The organism is Bacillus sp. m3-13, assembly GCF_000175075.1.
GTDB lineage: Bacteria > Bacillota > Bacilli > Bacillales > Bacillaceae_I > Sutcliffiella_A > Sutcliffiella_A horikoshii_C.
The window spans coordinates 112,361-126,323 of record NZ_ACPC01000020.1 but is presented as its reverse complement, the minus strand read 5'-3'; the positions used below and the strand labels follow the sequence as shown (position 1 = coordinate 126,323).

General features: G+C 41.3%; 14 protein-coding genes and 1 pseudogene. 12 read left to right on the top strand and 3 right to left on the bottom strand.

The annotated features are described in order from the left end of the window. Window positions 1-5: 5 nt before the first annotated feature. The gene (locus M313_RS0114435; protein ID WP_010196694.1) at window positions 6-287 is read right to left on the bottom strand and encodes a hypothetical protein; all 282 of its coding nucleotides are present in this window, start codon (window positions 285-287) and stop codon (window positions 6-8) included. 405 nt (window positions 288-692) lie between these two features. On the opposite strand from M313_RS0114435, the pseudogene M313_RS23690 reads away from it, so the two are divergent. Continuing rightward, a pseudogene (locus M313_RS23690) lies at window positions 693-1,613 on the top strand (proline dehydrogenase family protein). Window positions 1,614-1,654: 41 nt separating this feature from the next. On the opposite strand, the gene M313_RS25335 reads toward M313_RS23690, so the two are convergent. Then, window positions 1,655-1,801 (bottom strand): YuzL family protein, encoded by a 147-nt coding sequence (locus M313_RS25335; protein WP_010196688.1) that lies wholly within the window; start codon window positions 1,799-1,801, stop codon window positions 1,655-1,657. Between the two features lie 234 nt (window positions 1,802-2,035). Between M313_RS25335 and M313_RS0114420 the strand changes: the two genes are divergently transcribed. The 3 genes from M313_RS0114420 to M313_RS0114410 all read left to right on the top strand — a co-directional run bounded on the left by M313_RS0114420 (window position 2,036) and on the right by M313_RS0114410 (window position 7,792). Further along, entirely contained in the window at window positions 2,036-4,420 is a 2,385-nt protein-coding gene (locus M313_RS0114420; RefSeq protein WP_010196687.1) for a 3-hydroxyacyl-CoA dehydrogenase/enoyl-CoA hydratase family protein, read from the top strand. A gap of 212 nt (window positions 4,421-4,632) precedes the next feature. After that, window positions 4,633-5,811, top strand: coding sequence for an acetyl-CoA C-acetyltransferase (locus M313_RS0114415; RefSeq protein WP_010196686.1), 1,179 nt, complete (start codon window positions 4,633-4,635; stop codon window positions 5,809-5,811). Between the two features lie 196 nt (window positions 5,812-6,007). Then, the gene (locus M313_RS0114410) at window positions 6,008-7,792 is read left to right on the top strand and encodes an acyl-CoA dehydrogenase FadE (RefSeq protein WP_010196685.1); all 1,785 of its coding nucleotides are present in this window, start codon (window positions 6,008-6,010) and stop codon (window positions 7,790-7,792) included. A 52-nt stretch (window positions 7,793-7,844) separates the two neighbouring features. On the opposite strand, the gene M313_RS0114405 is transcribed toward M313_RS0114410, so the two are convergent. Further along, window positions 7,845-8,546, bottom strand: a complete 702-nt coding sequence (locus M313_RS0114405; protein ID WP_010196684.1) for a Crp/Fnr family transcriptional regulator — start codon at window positions 8,544-8,546, stop codon at window positions 7,845-7,847. Window positions 8,547-8,751: 205 nt separating this feature from the next. Between M313_RS0114405 and M313_RS0114400 the strand changes: the two genes are divergently transcribed. The 8 genes from M313_RS0114400 to M313_RS0114365 all read left to right on the top strand — a co-directional run bounded on the left by M313_RS0114400 (window position 8,752) and on the right by M313_RS0114365 (window position 13,915). Then, window positions 8,752-9,108 (top strand): arsenate reductase family protein, encoded by a 357-nt coding sequence (locus M313_RS0114400; RefSeq protein WP_010196681.1) that lies wholly within the window; start codon window positions 8,752-8,754, stop codon window positions 9,106-9,108. 74 nt (window positions 9,109-9,182) lie between these two features. Continuing rightward, on the top strand, window positions 9,183-9,566 hold the full coding sequence (gene gcvH, locus M313_RS0114395; protein ID WP_010196676.1) for a glycine cleavage system protein GcvH: 384 nt from the start codon (window positions 9,183-9,185) through the stop codon (window positions 9,564-9,566). A 59-nt stretch (window positions 9,567-9,625) separates the two neighbouring features. Beyond that, a complete protein-coding gene (locus M313_RS0114390) occupies window positions 9,626-9,871 on the top strand; it encodes a YusG family protein (RefSeq protein ID WP_010196674.1) in 246 nt (81 codons plus the stop codon). Between the two features lie 153 nt (window positions 9,872-10,024). Then, the gene (locus M313_RS0114385) at window positions 10,025-10,372 is read left to right on the top strand and encodes a toprim domain-containing protein (protein WP_010196671.1); all 348 of its coding nucleotides are present in this window, start codon (window positions 10,025-10,027) and stop codon (window positions 10,370-10,372) included. A gap of 23 nt (window positions 10,373-10,395) precedes the next feature. Further along, window positions 10,396-10,719, top strand: a complete 324-nt coding sequence (locus M313_RS0114380; protein ID WP_010196669.1) for a thioredoxin family protein — start codon at window positions 10,396-10,398, stop codon at window positions 10,717-10,719. Window positions 10,720-11,233: 514 nt separating this feature from the next. Further along, window positions 11,234-12,505, top strand: coding sequence for an MFS transporter (locus tag M313_RS0114375; protein ID WP_010196668.1), 1,272 nt, complete (start codon window positions 11,234-11,236; stop codon window positions 12,503-12,505). Between the two features lie 121 nt (window positions 12,506-12,626). Continuing rightward, on the top strand, window positions 12,627-12,962 hold the full coding sequence (locus M313_RS0114370; protein WP_010196667.1) for a hypothetical protein: 336 nt from the start codon (window positions 12,627-12,629) through the stop codon (window positions 12,960-12,962). Window positions 12,963-13,030: 68 nt separating this feature from the next. Beyond that, entirely contained in the window at window positions 13,031-13,915 is an 885-nt protein-coding gene (locus M313_RS0114365; protein ID WP_010196665.1) for a diacylglycerol/lipid kinase family protein, read from the top strand. Window positions 13,916-13,963 lie beyond the last annotated feature (48 nt).

The following is a 13,963-nucleotide window of genomic DNA, read 5'->3' as shown; positions in this document are numbered from 1 at the left end:
CCTATCTATTGAAGTGGCTGCTGTTGTTGCATTTGAGTTTGACCTTGTAAGTGAGTCAAGATCTTCTGATAATGTCTCTGATGCATTTGGCCGGCTTTTTCAATCGCATTGACGACATCCTGATCCTGACATTGGCTTGCAAAAAAGTGCGCTTTCTTCATCGCAAGTAAATTCCAAGAAAGCATATCTGCAAAGTATAAAGAATCTTTTGTCGTAACAACGCTTGGCGGCTGTGGGTAATAGCCAGTCTGTTGAGTAGTATTTTGCTGTGGTTGCTGCTGTTGCATACAACGACCTCCTATCATAATCTATCAAATGTAGAGTAACCTTATGGCTAAAAAAAATATGTACGAATCGGAAAACTCGTCAAACGCAGAATGACTAAAAGAGCGACAAAAATCAACACTATTTCCCGACAAATAATTTGTATTCAAAAATTTGAAAAGATGATAAAATGAGGGTGTAATTTTTATTTTTACACTCAATGAAAGCGTTTACTATAAAAAGCTCTTTTCAATAAGATTTGTTGCAGACATTGTGAAAAAAGTCGGCACTTGGACTTTTTACTGTTAAACACCATTAAAAATGGCAGTAATGTCTAATGCATATTAATGAAAAGCGCGACAGTATCAGAAAAAATAGAATAAAGCAATCGGAGAGGGACACCAAGAAGAAGCGGGAGGAATATCAAAATGGAACAGGTAATGCGCAATACATTTTTGTATCTATCCAAAAGCAAGTCATTAAACCAAAATGGCAAGAAAGTACGGATTGCGTTTCGGTGCTGGCCGTTTTTGTTGCAGGGGAAAGAATCGATCAAGCGGTAAAGTGTATCCAAAGAACTTAACCAAAAAGACCTTTGTGTCACCATTGACTATTTGGGTGAATTTATTGATACGGAAAAAGAAGCGAATGAAATGGCTGACAATTCTATTGAAGCGATTCGCGCAATCGGCACCGAGAACCTTGATTCTCAATTGTCTTTGAAAATGACATCCATGGGGCTTGATATCTCTGAAGAAGTTGTGATGAAGAACATGCGTAGAATCCTTGAAGCGGCAAAGGAATACGGTGTATTTGTCACAATTGACATGGAAGACTACTCCCGCTGCGGGAAAACCATAGATGTATTCAAAAAGCTGAGAGAAGAGTATGACAATGTCGGAACTGTCATACAGGCTTACTTGTACAGAACCGTTAAAGACATGGAGGACCTCAATCAATACAGTCCGAATCTTCGTCTTGTTAAAGGCGCTTACAAAGAATCACCAGAAGTTGCTTTCCCAGATAAAAAAGATGTGGATGACAACTTCAAGAAAATAATTGAAATGCATCTTTTAAACGGAAACTACACAGCAGTTGCAACTCATGACGATGCGATGATCGAATACACAAAAGAACTCGTGAAAAAACATGGCATCTCCAAAGACCAATTTGAATTCCAAATGCTATATGGTATCCGCCCAGAGCGCCAATTGGAACTCGTAAAAGAAGGCTACAAAATGCGAGTATATGTTCCATACGGTACAGACTGGTACGGATATTTCATGCGCCGCCTTGCAGAACGCCCAGCAAACGTCGCGTTCGTCCTAAAAGGAATCATAAAGAAATAATAAGAGAGCGTGCGAAATGCACGCTCTTTACGTTTATAATTCTAGTCTTGCATGTTCTGTTTCCCGTACTGCTGATTATTGCTCGTCTTTTTTCCGCTATAGTCCATCTCCATAGTAGGACCAGCGTTTCCTTTTACACTCGCAGCACTTTTAGCTGCCTGAGAAGGTTGTTTTTTTAACTTTGCCATGATGTCTCACCTCCACACCTACATTTTTCCCACACCATCCAGCGACATGCAGCGTACATTAGAAAATAATATGGAAAAATCCTATTTATTTATTGCGAAAATTTTCAAAATACTTTATAGTTAAAACCAAGGGAACTTCTTACAAAGGAGATATTTTTTTGTGGTAAAAATGAATGAGCATTCATTCAAAAAATGTTACTTACTTTTAAAACCAACTATCAAGGGGGAGGAAGAATGAAACAAAGTATTAAAAAGGCTGCTGTAATTGGATCGGGAGTTATGGGATCCGGCATTGCCGCACACTTAGCAAACGTTGGAATTCCTACAATCTTGTTAGATATCGTTCCTAACAAATTAACGAGTGAAGAAGAACAAAAGGGCTTAACACTCTCTGATAAAGCAATCCGAAACAAATTTACCAATACAGCAGTACAAAAGTTATTAAAGCAAAAACCAGCTCCACTTACATCCAAATCTAACCTTGCTCTAATTGAAGCAGGAAACCTAGAAGATGATATTGCGAAAATTGCAGATTGTGACTGGGTTATAGAAGTGATTGTCGAAAACCTAGAAATCAAAAAGCAACTATTCGAAAAGGTAGATGCACACCGCAAACCAGGAAGTATCATCAGTTCCAACACATCGGGTATTTCCATTGAAGCGATGGCGGAAGGACGCTCAGAAGATTTTAAAAAGAACTTCCTTGGAACGCACTTCTTTAACCCGCCGCGTTATTTGAAGTTACTCGAAGTGATTCCGACTAAAGACACAAGTCCTGAGGTTGTCAGCTTCATCAAAACATTCGGAGAAGATGTATTAGGGAAAGGTATCGTTCTTGCAAAAGATACGCCAAACTTTATCGCTAACCGCATCGGAACATATGGATTACTTGTAACGGTAAATGAAATGCTTGAGGGCGGCTATAGTGTCGGGGAAGTGGATTCTGTTACTGGTCCTGCAATCGGCAGACCGAAAAGTGCAACATTCCGTACACTTGACGTAGTAGGCTTGGATACTTTCATCCACGTAGCCAACAATGTTTATGAAAAAGTGGAAGGCAAGGAACAAGAAGTATTCCGCATTCCTGACTTCATGAACAAGATGAAGGAAAAAGGCTGGTTGGGCTCCAAGTCCGGTCAAGGTTTCTTCCTGAAAAAAGGGAAAGAGATTCTAGAACTTAACCCAGAAACATTAGAATATGATGCACGTAAAAAGTTGAAAACTCCTGCTCTTGAAATGAGCAAGCAAGCAAAAGGTTACAGCAATAAAATGAAAGCGCTTGTATATGCTGACGACCGTGCAGGAAATCTTATCTGGAGCATTCTTGCACCAGTGTTAAGCTATTCCGCTGAGTTACTTGGTGAGATCGCCGATGATATCGTTGCGATTGACCAGGCAATGAAATGGGGCTTCGGCTGGGATCATGGACCATTTGAAACTTGGGATGCCATTGGTTTAGAAGAATCTGTCCTGAAAATGAAAGAAGACGGAATTACGGTTCCAAAATGGGTTGACGAAATGCTAGCGAACGGTCATCGTTCCTTCTACAAAAAAGATGCTGGAACAACACTATTTTATGATAACGGCACTTACAAAGCCTTAGAAGTAAATCCAAAAGTAGTTCACTTGAAAACATTGAAAGAAACACATGGTGTGATCAAGAAAAATTCTGGTGCAAGCTTAATCGATCTTGGAGACGATGTGGCACTACTTGAGTTCCAATCTCCAAACAATGCGATTGGCCTTGATATCATTCAAATGGTGAATTACGCGCTGGAAGAAGTGGACAAAAACTATAAAGGACTTGTTATCGGAAACCAAGGCAAGAACTTCTGTGTAGGTGCAAACCTTGCGATGATTCTGATGGAAGCACAAGACGACAATTATTTTGAAATAGAAATGGTTGTGAAGCACTTCCAACAAGCCATGATGAATATTAAATACAGTTCCAAGCCGGTTGTGGCTGCACCATTTGGCATGACACTTGGTGGAGGAACAGAAATCTGCCTGCCGACAAGCCAACTGCAGGCATCCAGTGAAACGTATATGGGCCTTGTAGAAGTCGGAGTCGGATTGATTCCTGGTGGGGGCGGAAACAAAGAGCTTTACATGAAGCACTTGAACAGCATGCCACAAGGACTTGAATATGACCTGCAAAAGGTTGCGAACAAAGTATTCGAACAAATTGCGACGGCAAAAGTCTCCACTTCCGCAGCGGAAGCAAGAGATCTGCACTTGCTGAATAATAAAGATCAAATCAGCTTCAACGGTGACCACCTGATTCATGATGCAAAGCAGGCGGTAACAAGCCTATATGATGCAGGTTACACAGCACCTGTTCGCAGAAAAGTCCCTGTAGTGGGAGAAACAGGCTATGCAACCTTAATGCTTGGAGCACACAATATGCAATACTCCGGCTTCATTTCCGAGCACGACTTAAAGATCGCTAAAAAGCTTGCCTACGTTATCGCAGGCGGAAATGTACCGTTTGGAACAGAAGTAGATGAACAGTACCTACTAGACCTAGAGCGCGAAGCATTCCTAAGCCTAGTTGGAGAAGCAAAATCCCAACAACGCATGCAACACATGCTCGTAAAAGGAAAACCATTACGTAACTAAACCAACTCATAATGTTAGATGAAATTCTTAGCGGTTGATTGGAGCAAAAGGCGAAGACTCCTGAGGGAGATAGCGCTAGCTGGAGACCCCGCAGGCATGACGAGGAGGCTCCAGCAGTGCCCCTAGGAAAGCGAAGTCATTTGCGGAAATCAACAGCTGTGTTAAAAGCAGAATTAATTCTACTAAACTACTAGAAAAGCGAGGGGAGCACTTTGAAAGAAGCGGTTATTGTTGCTGGTGCAAGAACACCAGTCGGAAGATCAAGAAAAGGATCACTAGCTACAGTTCGACCAGATGATCTAGGGGCATTAGTAGTAAAAGAAACACTAAAACGAGCAGGCAATTACGATGGTCCAATCGATGACCTGATTTTCGGATGTGCCATGCCAGAAGCAGAACAAGGACTCAATATGGCAAGAAACATCGGCGGATTGGCAGGACTTCCATCAAGCGTACCTGCAATCACAATAAATAGATACTGTTCTTCAGGCTTGCAAACTATTGCTTATGCAGCAGAGCGAATCATGCTAGGACACTCTGAATCCATCATCGCAGGTGGTGCAGAATCCATGAGCATGGTACCAATGGTAGGGCACACAGTAAGACCAAATGCACGACTTGTTGACTCCGCACCTGAGTACTACATGGGAATGGGTCACACAGCAGAACAAGTAGCAATGAAATACGGAGTGAGCCGTGAAGACCAGGATGCATTCGCTGTTCGCAGTCATGAGCGCGCTGCAAGAGCCATTCAAGAAGGGAAATTTGTGGATGAAATCGTACCTGTGGATGTAACGATGCGTAAGGTTGGAGCCAACCACAAACTGCAAGAGTCCACATTTACTTTCAGCCAGGATGAAGGAGTAAGAGCGGGCACTTCCATGGAAGTATTGAGCAAACTTCGTCCGGCATTTAATGTAAAAGGTTCGGTAACAGCAGGAAACTCTTCTCAAACAAGTGACGGAGCAGCATCTGTCCTTGTGATGGAAAGAGAAAGAGCGGAAGCACTTGGATTAAAACCAATCGCTAAATTCCGATCCTTTGCTGTAGGCGGCGTTCCACCGGAAGTAATGGGTATAGGCCCGGTTGTAGCGATTCCTAAAGCACTTAAACTGGCAGGCTTAGAGCTTTCCGATATCGGCTTACTAGAGTTAAACGAAGCATTCGCATCCCAAGCAATCCAAGTCATGCGCGAATTAGGTCTTGATGAAGACAAAGTGAACGTAAACGGCGGAGCAATAGCCCTTGGACACCCACTTGGATGCACAGGTTCCAAACTAACCCTGACCCTCCTACACGAAATGCAACGCCGCAACGAACAGTTCGGTATCGTCAGCATGTGTATCGGCGGCGGAATGGGCGCAGCAGGCGTATTCGAACTACTGGCTTAAATTTATTTTCAAAAAATAACTTAGCTGTTGATTGGAGCACAGGGCGAAGACTCCTGAGGGAGATAGCGTTAGGTGGAGACCCCGCAACGCAGTGAGGAGGCTCCAGCAACGCCCCTAGGAAAGCGAAGCCCATTGCGGAAATCAACAGCGGTGTAAGAGTGATTCTAATATAGTAACCAAACAGGAGGAAAACAAAATGTCAAACACATTAGAAAACGTAATTAAAGGCGGAAGCTTCCTACTTGACGACATCGCCGCAGAAAAAGTCTTCACACCAGAAGACTTCTCAGACGAGCACAAACTAATCGCCAAAACAACAGAAGAATTCGTCGTAAACGAAGTAGTACCAAACCTAGAAGAAATCGAACACCACAACTTCGATATCTCCGTAAAACTTTTAAAAGAAGCAGGCGAGCTTGGACTTTTAGGAGCAGACGTACAAGAAGAATACGGCGGATTCGGACTTGATAAAATCAGTTCATCCTTAATCACAGAAAAATTCTCTAGAGCGGGCGGATTCTCCTTATCCTACGGAGCACACGTTGGAATTGGATCCCTTCCTATCGTTCTTTTCGGTAATGAAGACCAAAAACAAAGATACCTTCCAAAACTGTCTTCAGGTGAAATGCTTGCGGCGTACGCTTTAACAGAGCCAGGTTCCGGATCTGATGCACTTGGTGCGAAAACGACAGCTAAGTTGAATGACGAAGGCACACACTATGTATTGAATGGTGAAAAACAATGGATTACAAATGCAGGCTTTGCTGATGTATTCGTTGTCTATGCAAAAGTCGATGGCGAACACTTCTCTGCATTCATCGTAGAGCGCGAGTTTGGTGGAGTTTCCACTGGCCCAGAAGAAAAGAAAATGGGTATCAAAGGCTCTTCTACACGTACATTGGTTTTAGAAGATGCACTTGTACCAAAAGAAAACCTTCTAGGAGAAATTGGACGCGGTCACGTTATCGCATTTAACATTCTTAACATCGGACGTTACAAATTGGCTGTAGGAACAGTTGGTGGATCTAAGCGTGGAATCGAGCTTTCAGCAACGTATGCAAACCAACGTCAACAGTTTAAAACGCCTATCGCAAAATTCTCCCTTATTCAAGAGAAGCTTGCAAACATGGCAGTTAAAACATACGCAACGGAAAGCTCCGTATATCGTACAGTTGGTCTTTTTGAAGACAGCATGGGTCGCTTGACGAAAGAAGAAGAGAAAGATCCTAATGCAGTGGCAAAAGCAGTTTCTGAATATGCTATTGAATGTTCTTTGAACAAGGTATTCGGTTCTGAAACGCTTGACTATGTAGTGGATGAAGCAGTTCAAATCCATGGTGGTTACGGATTTATGGCAGAGTACGAAGTAGAAAGAATGTACCGCGACTCCCGTATCAACCGTATTTTCGAGGGAACAAATGAAATCAACCGCTTATTGGTTCCAGGAACTTACCTGCGTAAAGCATTAAAAGGCGAACTTCCACTTATCCAAAAAGCGCAAAGCCTACAAGAAGAGTTAATGATGCTTATGCCTGAAGAAGTTGGCGATGGAGTATTGGAGCAAGAGAAATATCTTGTGAAAAATGCGAAGAAAATTGCTATCTTAATGACAGGTCTTGTTGCTCAAAAATACGGAAAAGCATTGGAAAGAGAGCAAGAGTTGCTTGTTAACATCGCAGACATCATTAGCAATGTTTACTCCATGGAATCTGCTGTTCTACGTACGGAAAAAGCGATTGCAAAATCTGGCGAAGATAAAAACAAATTGAAAGTACTTTACACGCAAGTGTTCTGTCAAGAAGCGTTCAACCAAATCGAAGCAGATGCAAGAGAAACATTAGTAGCTGCTGAAACTGGCGATACCCTTCGCATGATGATCTCTGCACTTCGCAAATTCACTCGTCACACACCAATCAATGTTGTTGCGAAGAAACGCGAAATTGCAGCAGTTGTATTGGATGCACAGAAATATACTGTATGATAACGAAAAACCAGGCCTCCTTAATGGAAAGCCTGGTTTTTTAAATCTTTCACTAGTCGATCCGACACAATTCATCCGGACAATTTTCACAATAAATCTCCACCTTCAGATGATTCAAGTCATGAATGGTGATTCTACCCTTATCAACGGATACAACGCCATTCTTTTTCAACTCCGAAAGCATCCTGTTCACTACTTCCCTTGAGGTTCCGCAATAGTTGGCCAGTTCCTGATTGGTTAAGGGGAGGTTAATCAAGATACCCTCCTCTTTTAAGATCCCATAGCTATTAGACATCCTAATCAGAGTCGAGTACAATGCGCCTTTTCTACCGTTTAATATTAGGTCCCTGAATTTTGTCTGCGTTTTCCGATAGTGAAGACTCATCCATTTCATAAACTCCAAAGCAAGCTGGCCGTTTTCTGCGAGTTTCCGTTCCAATTCCAATTTAGGGATTACAAGCACACGACCTTTATCATCCATTGCTTTAGCACTGAGCATATAAATTGCTCCTGGACAAAATAAAGTCAGTTCTCCCACAAGGTCATCCTCGCTGCACAGCCGTAAAGTAAGCTCCTGGCCATCAGGTGTCACCTTACTTATCTTAAAACTTCCGTTCAAAATTAAATATATCTCAGAGGCCACCATGCCCTCTTGAAATAAATAAGCTCCCTTTTTGACAGCCAATTTCTTTTCAAAAGAAGAGAACAAAAACTCTTTAAGTTCTTTTGATAATTTTTCCGTCACAGAGCTCATCCTTTCCGACGTACCTACTATAGGTTTATTTTAACGGTAATACACTCCAAAATCTATGGTCTACAGAAATTGTCTCTCATCAAAAAGGAAAATAGATAAAGACGTCGAATTATAGAAAATAGCGTGTTGAAAATTAGGCGAAGGCTTTCTGTTATGCTACAATATATGAGTAAAATCATGTATGCTAAGGTGGTGCAAAAAGGTTATGACAGTAACGTTTTATTGGTATCCTAAATGTGGCACATGCCGCAATGCTAAAAAGTGGCTTGAGGCGAATGGTGTAGCGGTAGAAGAAGTACATATTGTCGAAAATCCACCATCACGTGAAAAGTTAGAGGAGCTGTACAAAAAAAGCGGTCTCGAACTGAAGAAGTTCTTTAATACAAGCGGCATGAAATATCGTGAGCTTGGGTTGAAGGATAAAGTGAAAACAGCATCCGATGAGGAGTTGCTTGATATTCTTGCAACGGAAGGCATGCTGATCAAGCGCCCAATTACTACGGACGGCAGCAAAGTAACAGTTGGATTTAATGAAAAGCAGTTTGAGGAAACATGGAAATAGGAAAGGCTCTCTTTTTATTGGGTAACCCCTATTAGAAGAGCTAAAATAAACTAGTTTGATGGAGGGAATTATTAATGAGCACACCTAAAGATTTACGTTATTCCGAAGAGCATGAATGGGTAAAAGTTGAAGGAGAAAAAGTACGAGTGGGGATTACGCACTTTGCACAATCCGAGCTTGGCGATATCGTGTTTGTTGAACTTCCTGAAGTTGGAGATGAAATCTCTGCAGATGAGCCATTTGGAAGTGTAGAATCTGTAAAAACAGTTTCTGAACTTTACGCTCCAATTAGCGGTAAAGTAGTAGAAGTTAATGAAGATTTAAATGACAGCCCTGAGTTTGTTAACGAATCTCCATACGAAAAAGCATGGATGATTGTGGTGGAACCTGCAGATGCTGGCGAAGTTGACAATTTAATGACTGCCGAGCAATATGAGGAAATGACAAAAGAAGACTAATAATGAATACGCGGGGCAACCTAACTTTAGTTAACTTTTACTAAAGAGGGTGACCTTAAATGACGTTGGATAACAAAAGGTTGGACATCACCGACCGGGTAAATGGTAAGTTGACAAACCAAGGCTTTGAGCTTTATGTGGAAAATGAATCCATCGGGCAAGTGACGTTTACGGATCAAGGCAACCAATATGCATTAAAAAATGGCTATGAACAAGAAGGAAGTAAGATCTTCCAACAAGTTTCAGTGCCTTCTGAAAAAGATGCCAAATATGTAGATTGCGACTACGAAAATGGATGGTGTTAACCATCGGTGGGGTTGGGACTTAATTTAGTTCCGCCCCTATTTTTATATATTAGCGCCCTTATTTCTAATTATATGTGTACATTACCACTCTTCGGAATAGTTATAGTATAAAGCAATATATCTTTATACATCTTTTTAGAACAGGTGATGGATATGGATTATATACATGAGGAAAAGATCATCATAGTTGAGGGGAAATCAGATAAGAAACGTGTTCAAGAAGTCATCAATGAGCCAGTTCATATCATATGTACAAATGGGACGATCAGTGTCACAAAGCTAGATGAATTGATGGAAGATATTATGGACAAAGAAGTTTATATCTTGGTGGATGCAGATAGTTCCGGTGAAAAATTGCGAAAGCTTTTTAAAAGGGAGTTTCCAGAGGCGGAGCATCTCTATATAGACAAAATGTACCGAGAAGTGGCATCAGCGCCATATCATCATATAGCTACGGTGTTGTTAAGTGCAAACATTGATATTCATGCTGAGTATTTGTAATAAGGTGTAATGAGGATGAGAGAATGAAGGATTGGACGAAGAAAGAGCTATTACAAGAAATTAACGAAGAAAAACTGAGTGTGGTTTATTTTTTTACCCCGATGTGTGGGACATGTCAGGTTGCTAAAAGAATGATGGATGTGACGAAAGAGCTTTTTCCGCATCTTACTTTTGGAATGCTTGATGTGAATTATATTCAGGATCTTGCTATGACATGGGAAATGGAAAGTGTTCCTTGTTTGATGATTTTCGAGAATGGTGAGATAAAGGAAAAAATTTATGCTTTTCGTTCTGTGGAGTATTTATATGGACTCATTAAACAGTATGATGGAAAGTCAGTGAATTAAAAGCACCCTAGTGGTGTTTTTTTTATGGAATCCTTAAACTGTTGATTTCCGTTCCAGGCGCTTCGCTTGCCTGCGGGCGGTCCGTGAGCCTCCTCACTTGGTGGGAAGCCACCGAAATAGTCTTTGATTTTACTTTTTGGTTAAACGCCGCTGTTGATTTCCGCAAATGGCTTCGCTTTCCGCGGGGCGACCTTGAGCCTCCTCGGGCTGCGCCCTGCGGGGTCTCAACATTGTCGCTACTCCCCCGCTGGAGTCTTCGCCTTTTGCTCCAATCCACAGCTAGAAAACACTAATTACTGTATGATATCAATTTTTCAGTGGCCTCCTTCGTTGCGGGGGCTCCCCTGTCCCTTCCTCCCGCGGGCGTCTGCGCGCCTTCCACTCCAATCAACAAGGTTACTGCATATTTTTTTCATATTCGACAGAATCACCTATTGCCATTTTTCTGAAAAAGGGGTAAGTTTGTTTAGGGAGACGAAATATATTTTCACACATACAAACAAGGGGTACATATATGTTGAAAAATGCAAACTGGTTTCAGTCATTTAAACGGTATGATCATAATATCCAGAAGTTGTTCATGGTAAATATTCTTACGCAAATAGGGCTTGGGATTTTTATGATTGTCTATAATTTTTATATAAGGGAGCTTGGGTTTGCCGAGACGGTCAATGGTAATGTCATCGCGGCTTCCTCACTGGCAGCGGCGATCATCTTAATTCCGGCTGGTATATTAAGCGATCGGATTGGTCGTAAGAAGATGATGCTATTTGGTGTATTTTTTAGTGGCATCTTTATGTTTTTGAGAAGTATCTTCGAGTTTGAATCACTGCTTTTGGTCAGTGCTTTTATTGCAGGGATAGCGATGGCTTTCATTCAAGTGACTGCAGTTCCATGGCTTGCAGAAAGCTCCACTAAAGAACAACGAGTTAAGCTCTTCAGCTATCACTTTGCCGTAATGATGGGAGCGAACGTTGTTGGAAATCTCTTAGGAGGAACTTTAACTGATTTGCTTTTACACATCGTAGGTCTTAGTCCTGTTTGGAGTATCAGGTTGACACTTCTACTAGGAAGTCTCATCTTCATGATGGGAATCATCCCTTTATTAAAAACTACGGAAGTACCACGAGAGAAAGAGAACAAAGCATTTACCTTTAAAAATTTCCAAGCCTCCATACCAAAGGGCCAATGGAAACTTATCTTTGCTTTCTCTTTTGCCTCTATTTTGGTAGGGTTCGGGTCTGGATTGGTTATTCCTTACTTGAATATGTACTTTGCAGATCGTTTTGGAACATCAAATTCTACCATTGGTATTGTTCTTTCCCTGGGTCAGGCAGTCACTGCGGTTGCCATGATTATTGGACCTGCGGTAGTAAGGAGAGTGGGGGAGATGAGAGCGGTAGTCATTTTACAGCTTCTTTCCTTACCATTTATGCTATTAACTGCTTTCACTCAGATTTTTTGGCTTGCTGCCCTCGGATTTTTATTCAGGCAGGCACTGATGAATGCAGCCAATCCAATTATTTCTTCGATGATGATGGAAAAGGTTGATAACTCTTTGAAGGGTTTTGCAAACTCCATTAATCAAATGGTCTTCTCGCTCGGATGGGCAAGTATGGGTCCAGTCTCCATGACTATAGTGCTTTTGTACGGGGAATATTGGGGATATTCGATTGTATTCTCCATCACGGCTGTGCTTTATCTGACAAGTTCTATTTTCTTTTATATGATGTTTAGGGAAAAAACGACGGCAACTTACCAAAAGACTATGGTAAAGACATCATAGTCTGACATATTTCTTGGGAAATGAAGAACATTATCGGCAATACGCGGTAATTGTTCTTTTTTTATTGAAGGGATTAGGCTGATATACAGGGAAATTAATAGGCAAAGGGGGCTGGTTTGTAATGGTAGTAGAGAACTTGGAAATGTTTCTTCTTAAAGCCAAAAGTAAGTCGCATGTCATGGAAATTTTGCCATACTACAGTCTGCGCTGCTGTATAGTCACCCAAGGGGAAAAATCGTTTTTTTCACTAAGTAAAAACCAAATGCAACTGGTGCAAGATGCAACGGTAGCTGATATTGTGATAGAAGGATCTAAAGAAGATATATTGGAACTTTTGAATGGAACGAAGATGAGAGATGTGAAAGGTTTGGCATTTAAAGGGTCCTTCAGACATTTCTTGCTTATGGATTCCCTATTTACCCTTGTAAACCGCTCAGAAAGAAAAGAGGTATCTTAAAGGAATTGTCCTCGCCTATAACGAATTAAAGTAGATAGATAAAGAGAATTTATAGGCGGTGTAGGAGAGTGTATCATATTATTGTCAACAAGATGGCTGGCAACGGAAAAGGACTTCGTATGTGGAAAGAAGTGGAGAAGTACTTAGAAAAGAAAAATGTAACTTATCTCGTATCTTTTACTGAATATGCAGGTCATGCCGGTGAATTGATAGAAAATATAGAGGAGAATTTGGTTCAAGCTGTAGTGGTAGTCGGTGGAGATGGTACCATTCATGAAGTGGTGAATAAATTGGTTCATAAAAAAGTGGCTCTAGGGATTGTTCCTGCCGGTTCTGGAAATGACTTGGCAAGAAGCCTTGGAGTCCCTTTTGCTGTGGAAGGTGCATTGTCTAGGATCTTAAAGGGTTCCTATCAACTAATAGATGTACCGAAAGTAGAAGAAGAGCATTACATATCGATTGCGGGACTTGGGTTTGACGGCAAGGTTGCAGAAGTGACCAATAGGTCAAGGTCGAAACGTTTATTGAACAAATTAGGCTTAGGTGGCTTGTCGTATGTGCTGAATATTTTCAGAGTTCTTTTCACCTACCAACCGTCTGATGTTTCTATTGCAGTAGATGAAAAGATTTATAAGTTTCAGGATGTTTGGCTGATAGCGGTAGCCAACCTCCCTTATTATGGTGGGGGAATCATGATCTGCCCAGATGCCTGTGGAAATGATGGGGCATTGGATATATGTGTGGTTTCTGGTATTGGAAGATGGGAGTTATTATTTATGTTTCCCCTTGCTTTTAGAGGGAGACATATTAAACACCGAAATGTCACGATGCTTAGAGGCGCATCCATTAAAATAAGCCCAAGTTCCTCCATGGTCATGCAGTGTGACGGAGAAATCGTTCAAAATAAAAAAGCTGATTTTAGCGTGGATGAGAATGCTTTAAAGATATTTTAAACACGGTAAAAAAGTTTTTAATTGACAGGCTAATTATTACCGTGATAC

Bases quoted from the DNA above. Each gene is read 5' to 3' on its own strand.
- M313_RS0114435 (WP_010196694.1), bottom strand. From the start codon at position 287: ATGCAACAGCAGCAACCACAGCAAAATACTACTCAACAGACTGGCTAT.
- M313_RS25335 (WP_010196688.1), bottom strand. From the start codon at position 1,801: ATGGCAAAGTTAAAAAAACAACCTTCTCAGGCAGCTAAAAGTGCTGCG.
- M313_RS0114420 (WP_010196687.1), top strand. From the start codon at position 2,036: ATGAAACAAAGTATTAAAAAGGCTGCTGTAATTGGATCGGGAGTTATG.
- M313_RS0114410 (WP_010196685.1), top strand. From the start codon at position 6,008: ATGTCAAACACATTAGAAAACGTAATTAAAGGCGGAAGCTTCCTACTT.
- M313_RS0114405 (WP_010196684.1), bottom strand. From the start codon at position 8,546: ATGAGCTCTGTGACGGAAAAATTATCAAAAGAACTTAAAGAGTTTTTG.
- M313_RS0114400 (WP_010196681.1), top strand. From the start codon at position 8,752: ATGACAGTAACGTTTTATTGGTATCCTAAATGTGGCACATGCCGCAAT.
- gcvH (WP_010196676.1), top strand. From the start codon at position 9,183: ATGAGCACACCTAAAGATTTACGTTATTCCGAAGAGCATGAATGGGTA.
- M313_RS0114390 (WP_010196674.1), top strand. From the start codon at position 9,626: ATGACGTTGGATAACAAAAGGTTGGACATCACCGACCGGGTAAATGGT.
- M313_RS0114385 (WP_010196671.1), top strand. From the start codon at position 10,025: ATGGATTATATACATGAGGAAAAGATCATCATAGTTGAGGGGAAATCA.
- M313_RS0114380 (WP_010196669.1), top strand. From the start codon at position 10,396: ATGAAGGATTGGACGAAGAAAGAGCTATTACAAGAAATTAACGAAGAA.
- M313_RS0114375 (WP_010196668.1), top strand. From the start codon at position 11,234: ATGTTGAAAAATGCAAACTGGTTTCAGTCATTTAAACGGTATGATCAT.
- M313_RS0114370 (WP_010196667.1), top strand. From the start codon at position 12,627: ATGGTAGTAGAGAACTTGGAAATGTTTCTTCTTAAAGCCAAAAGTAAG.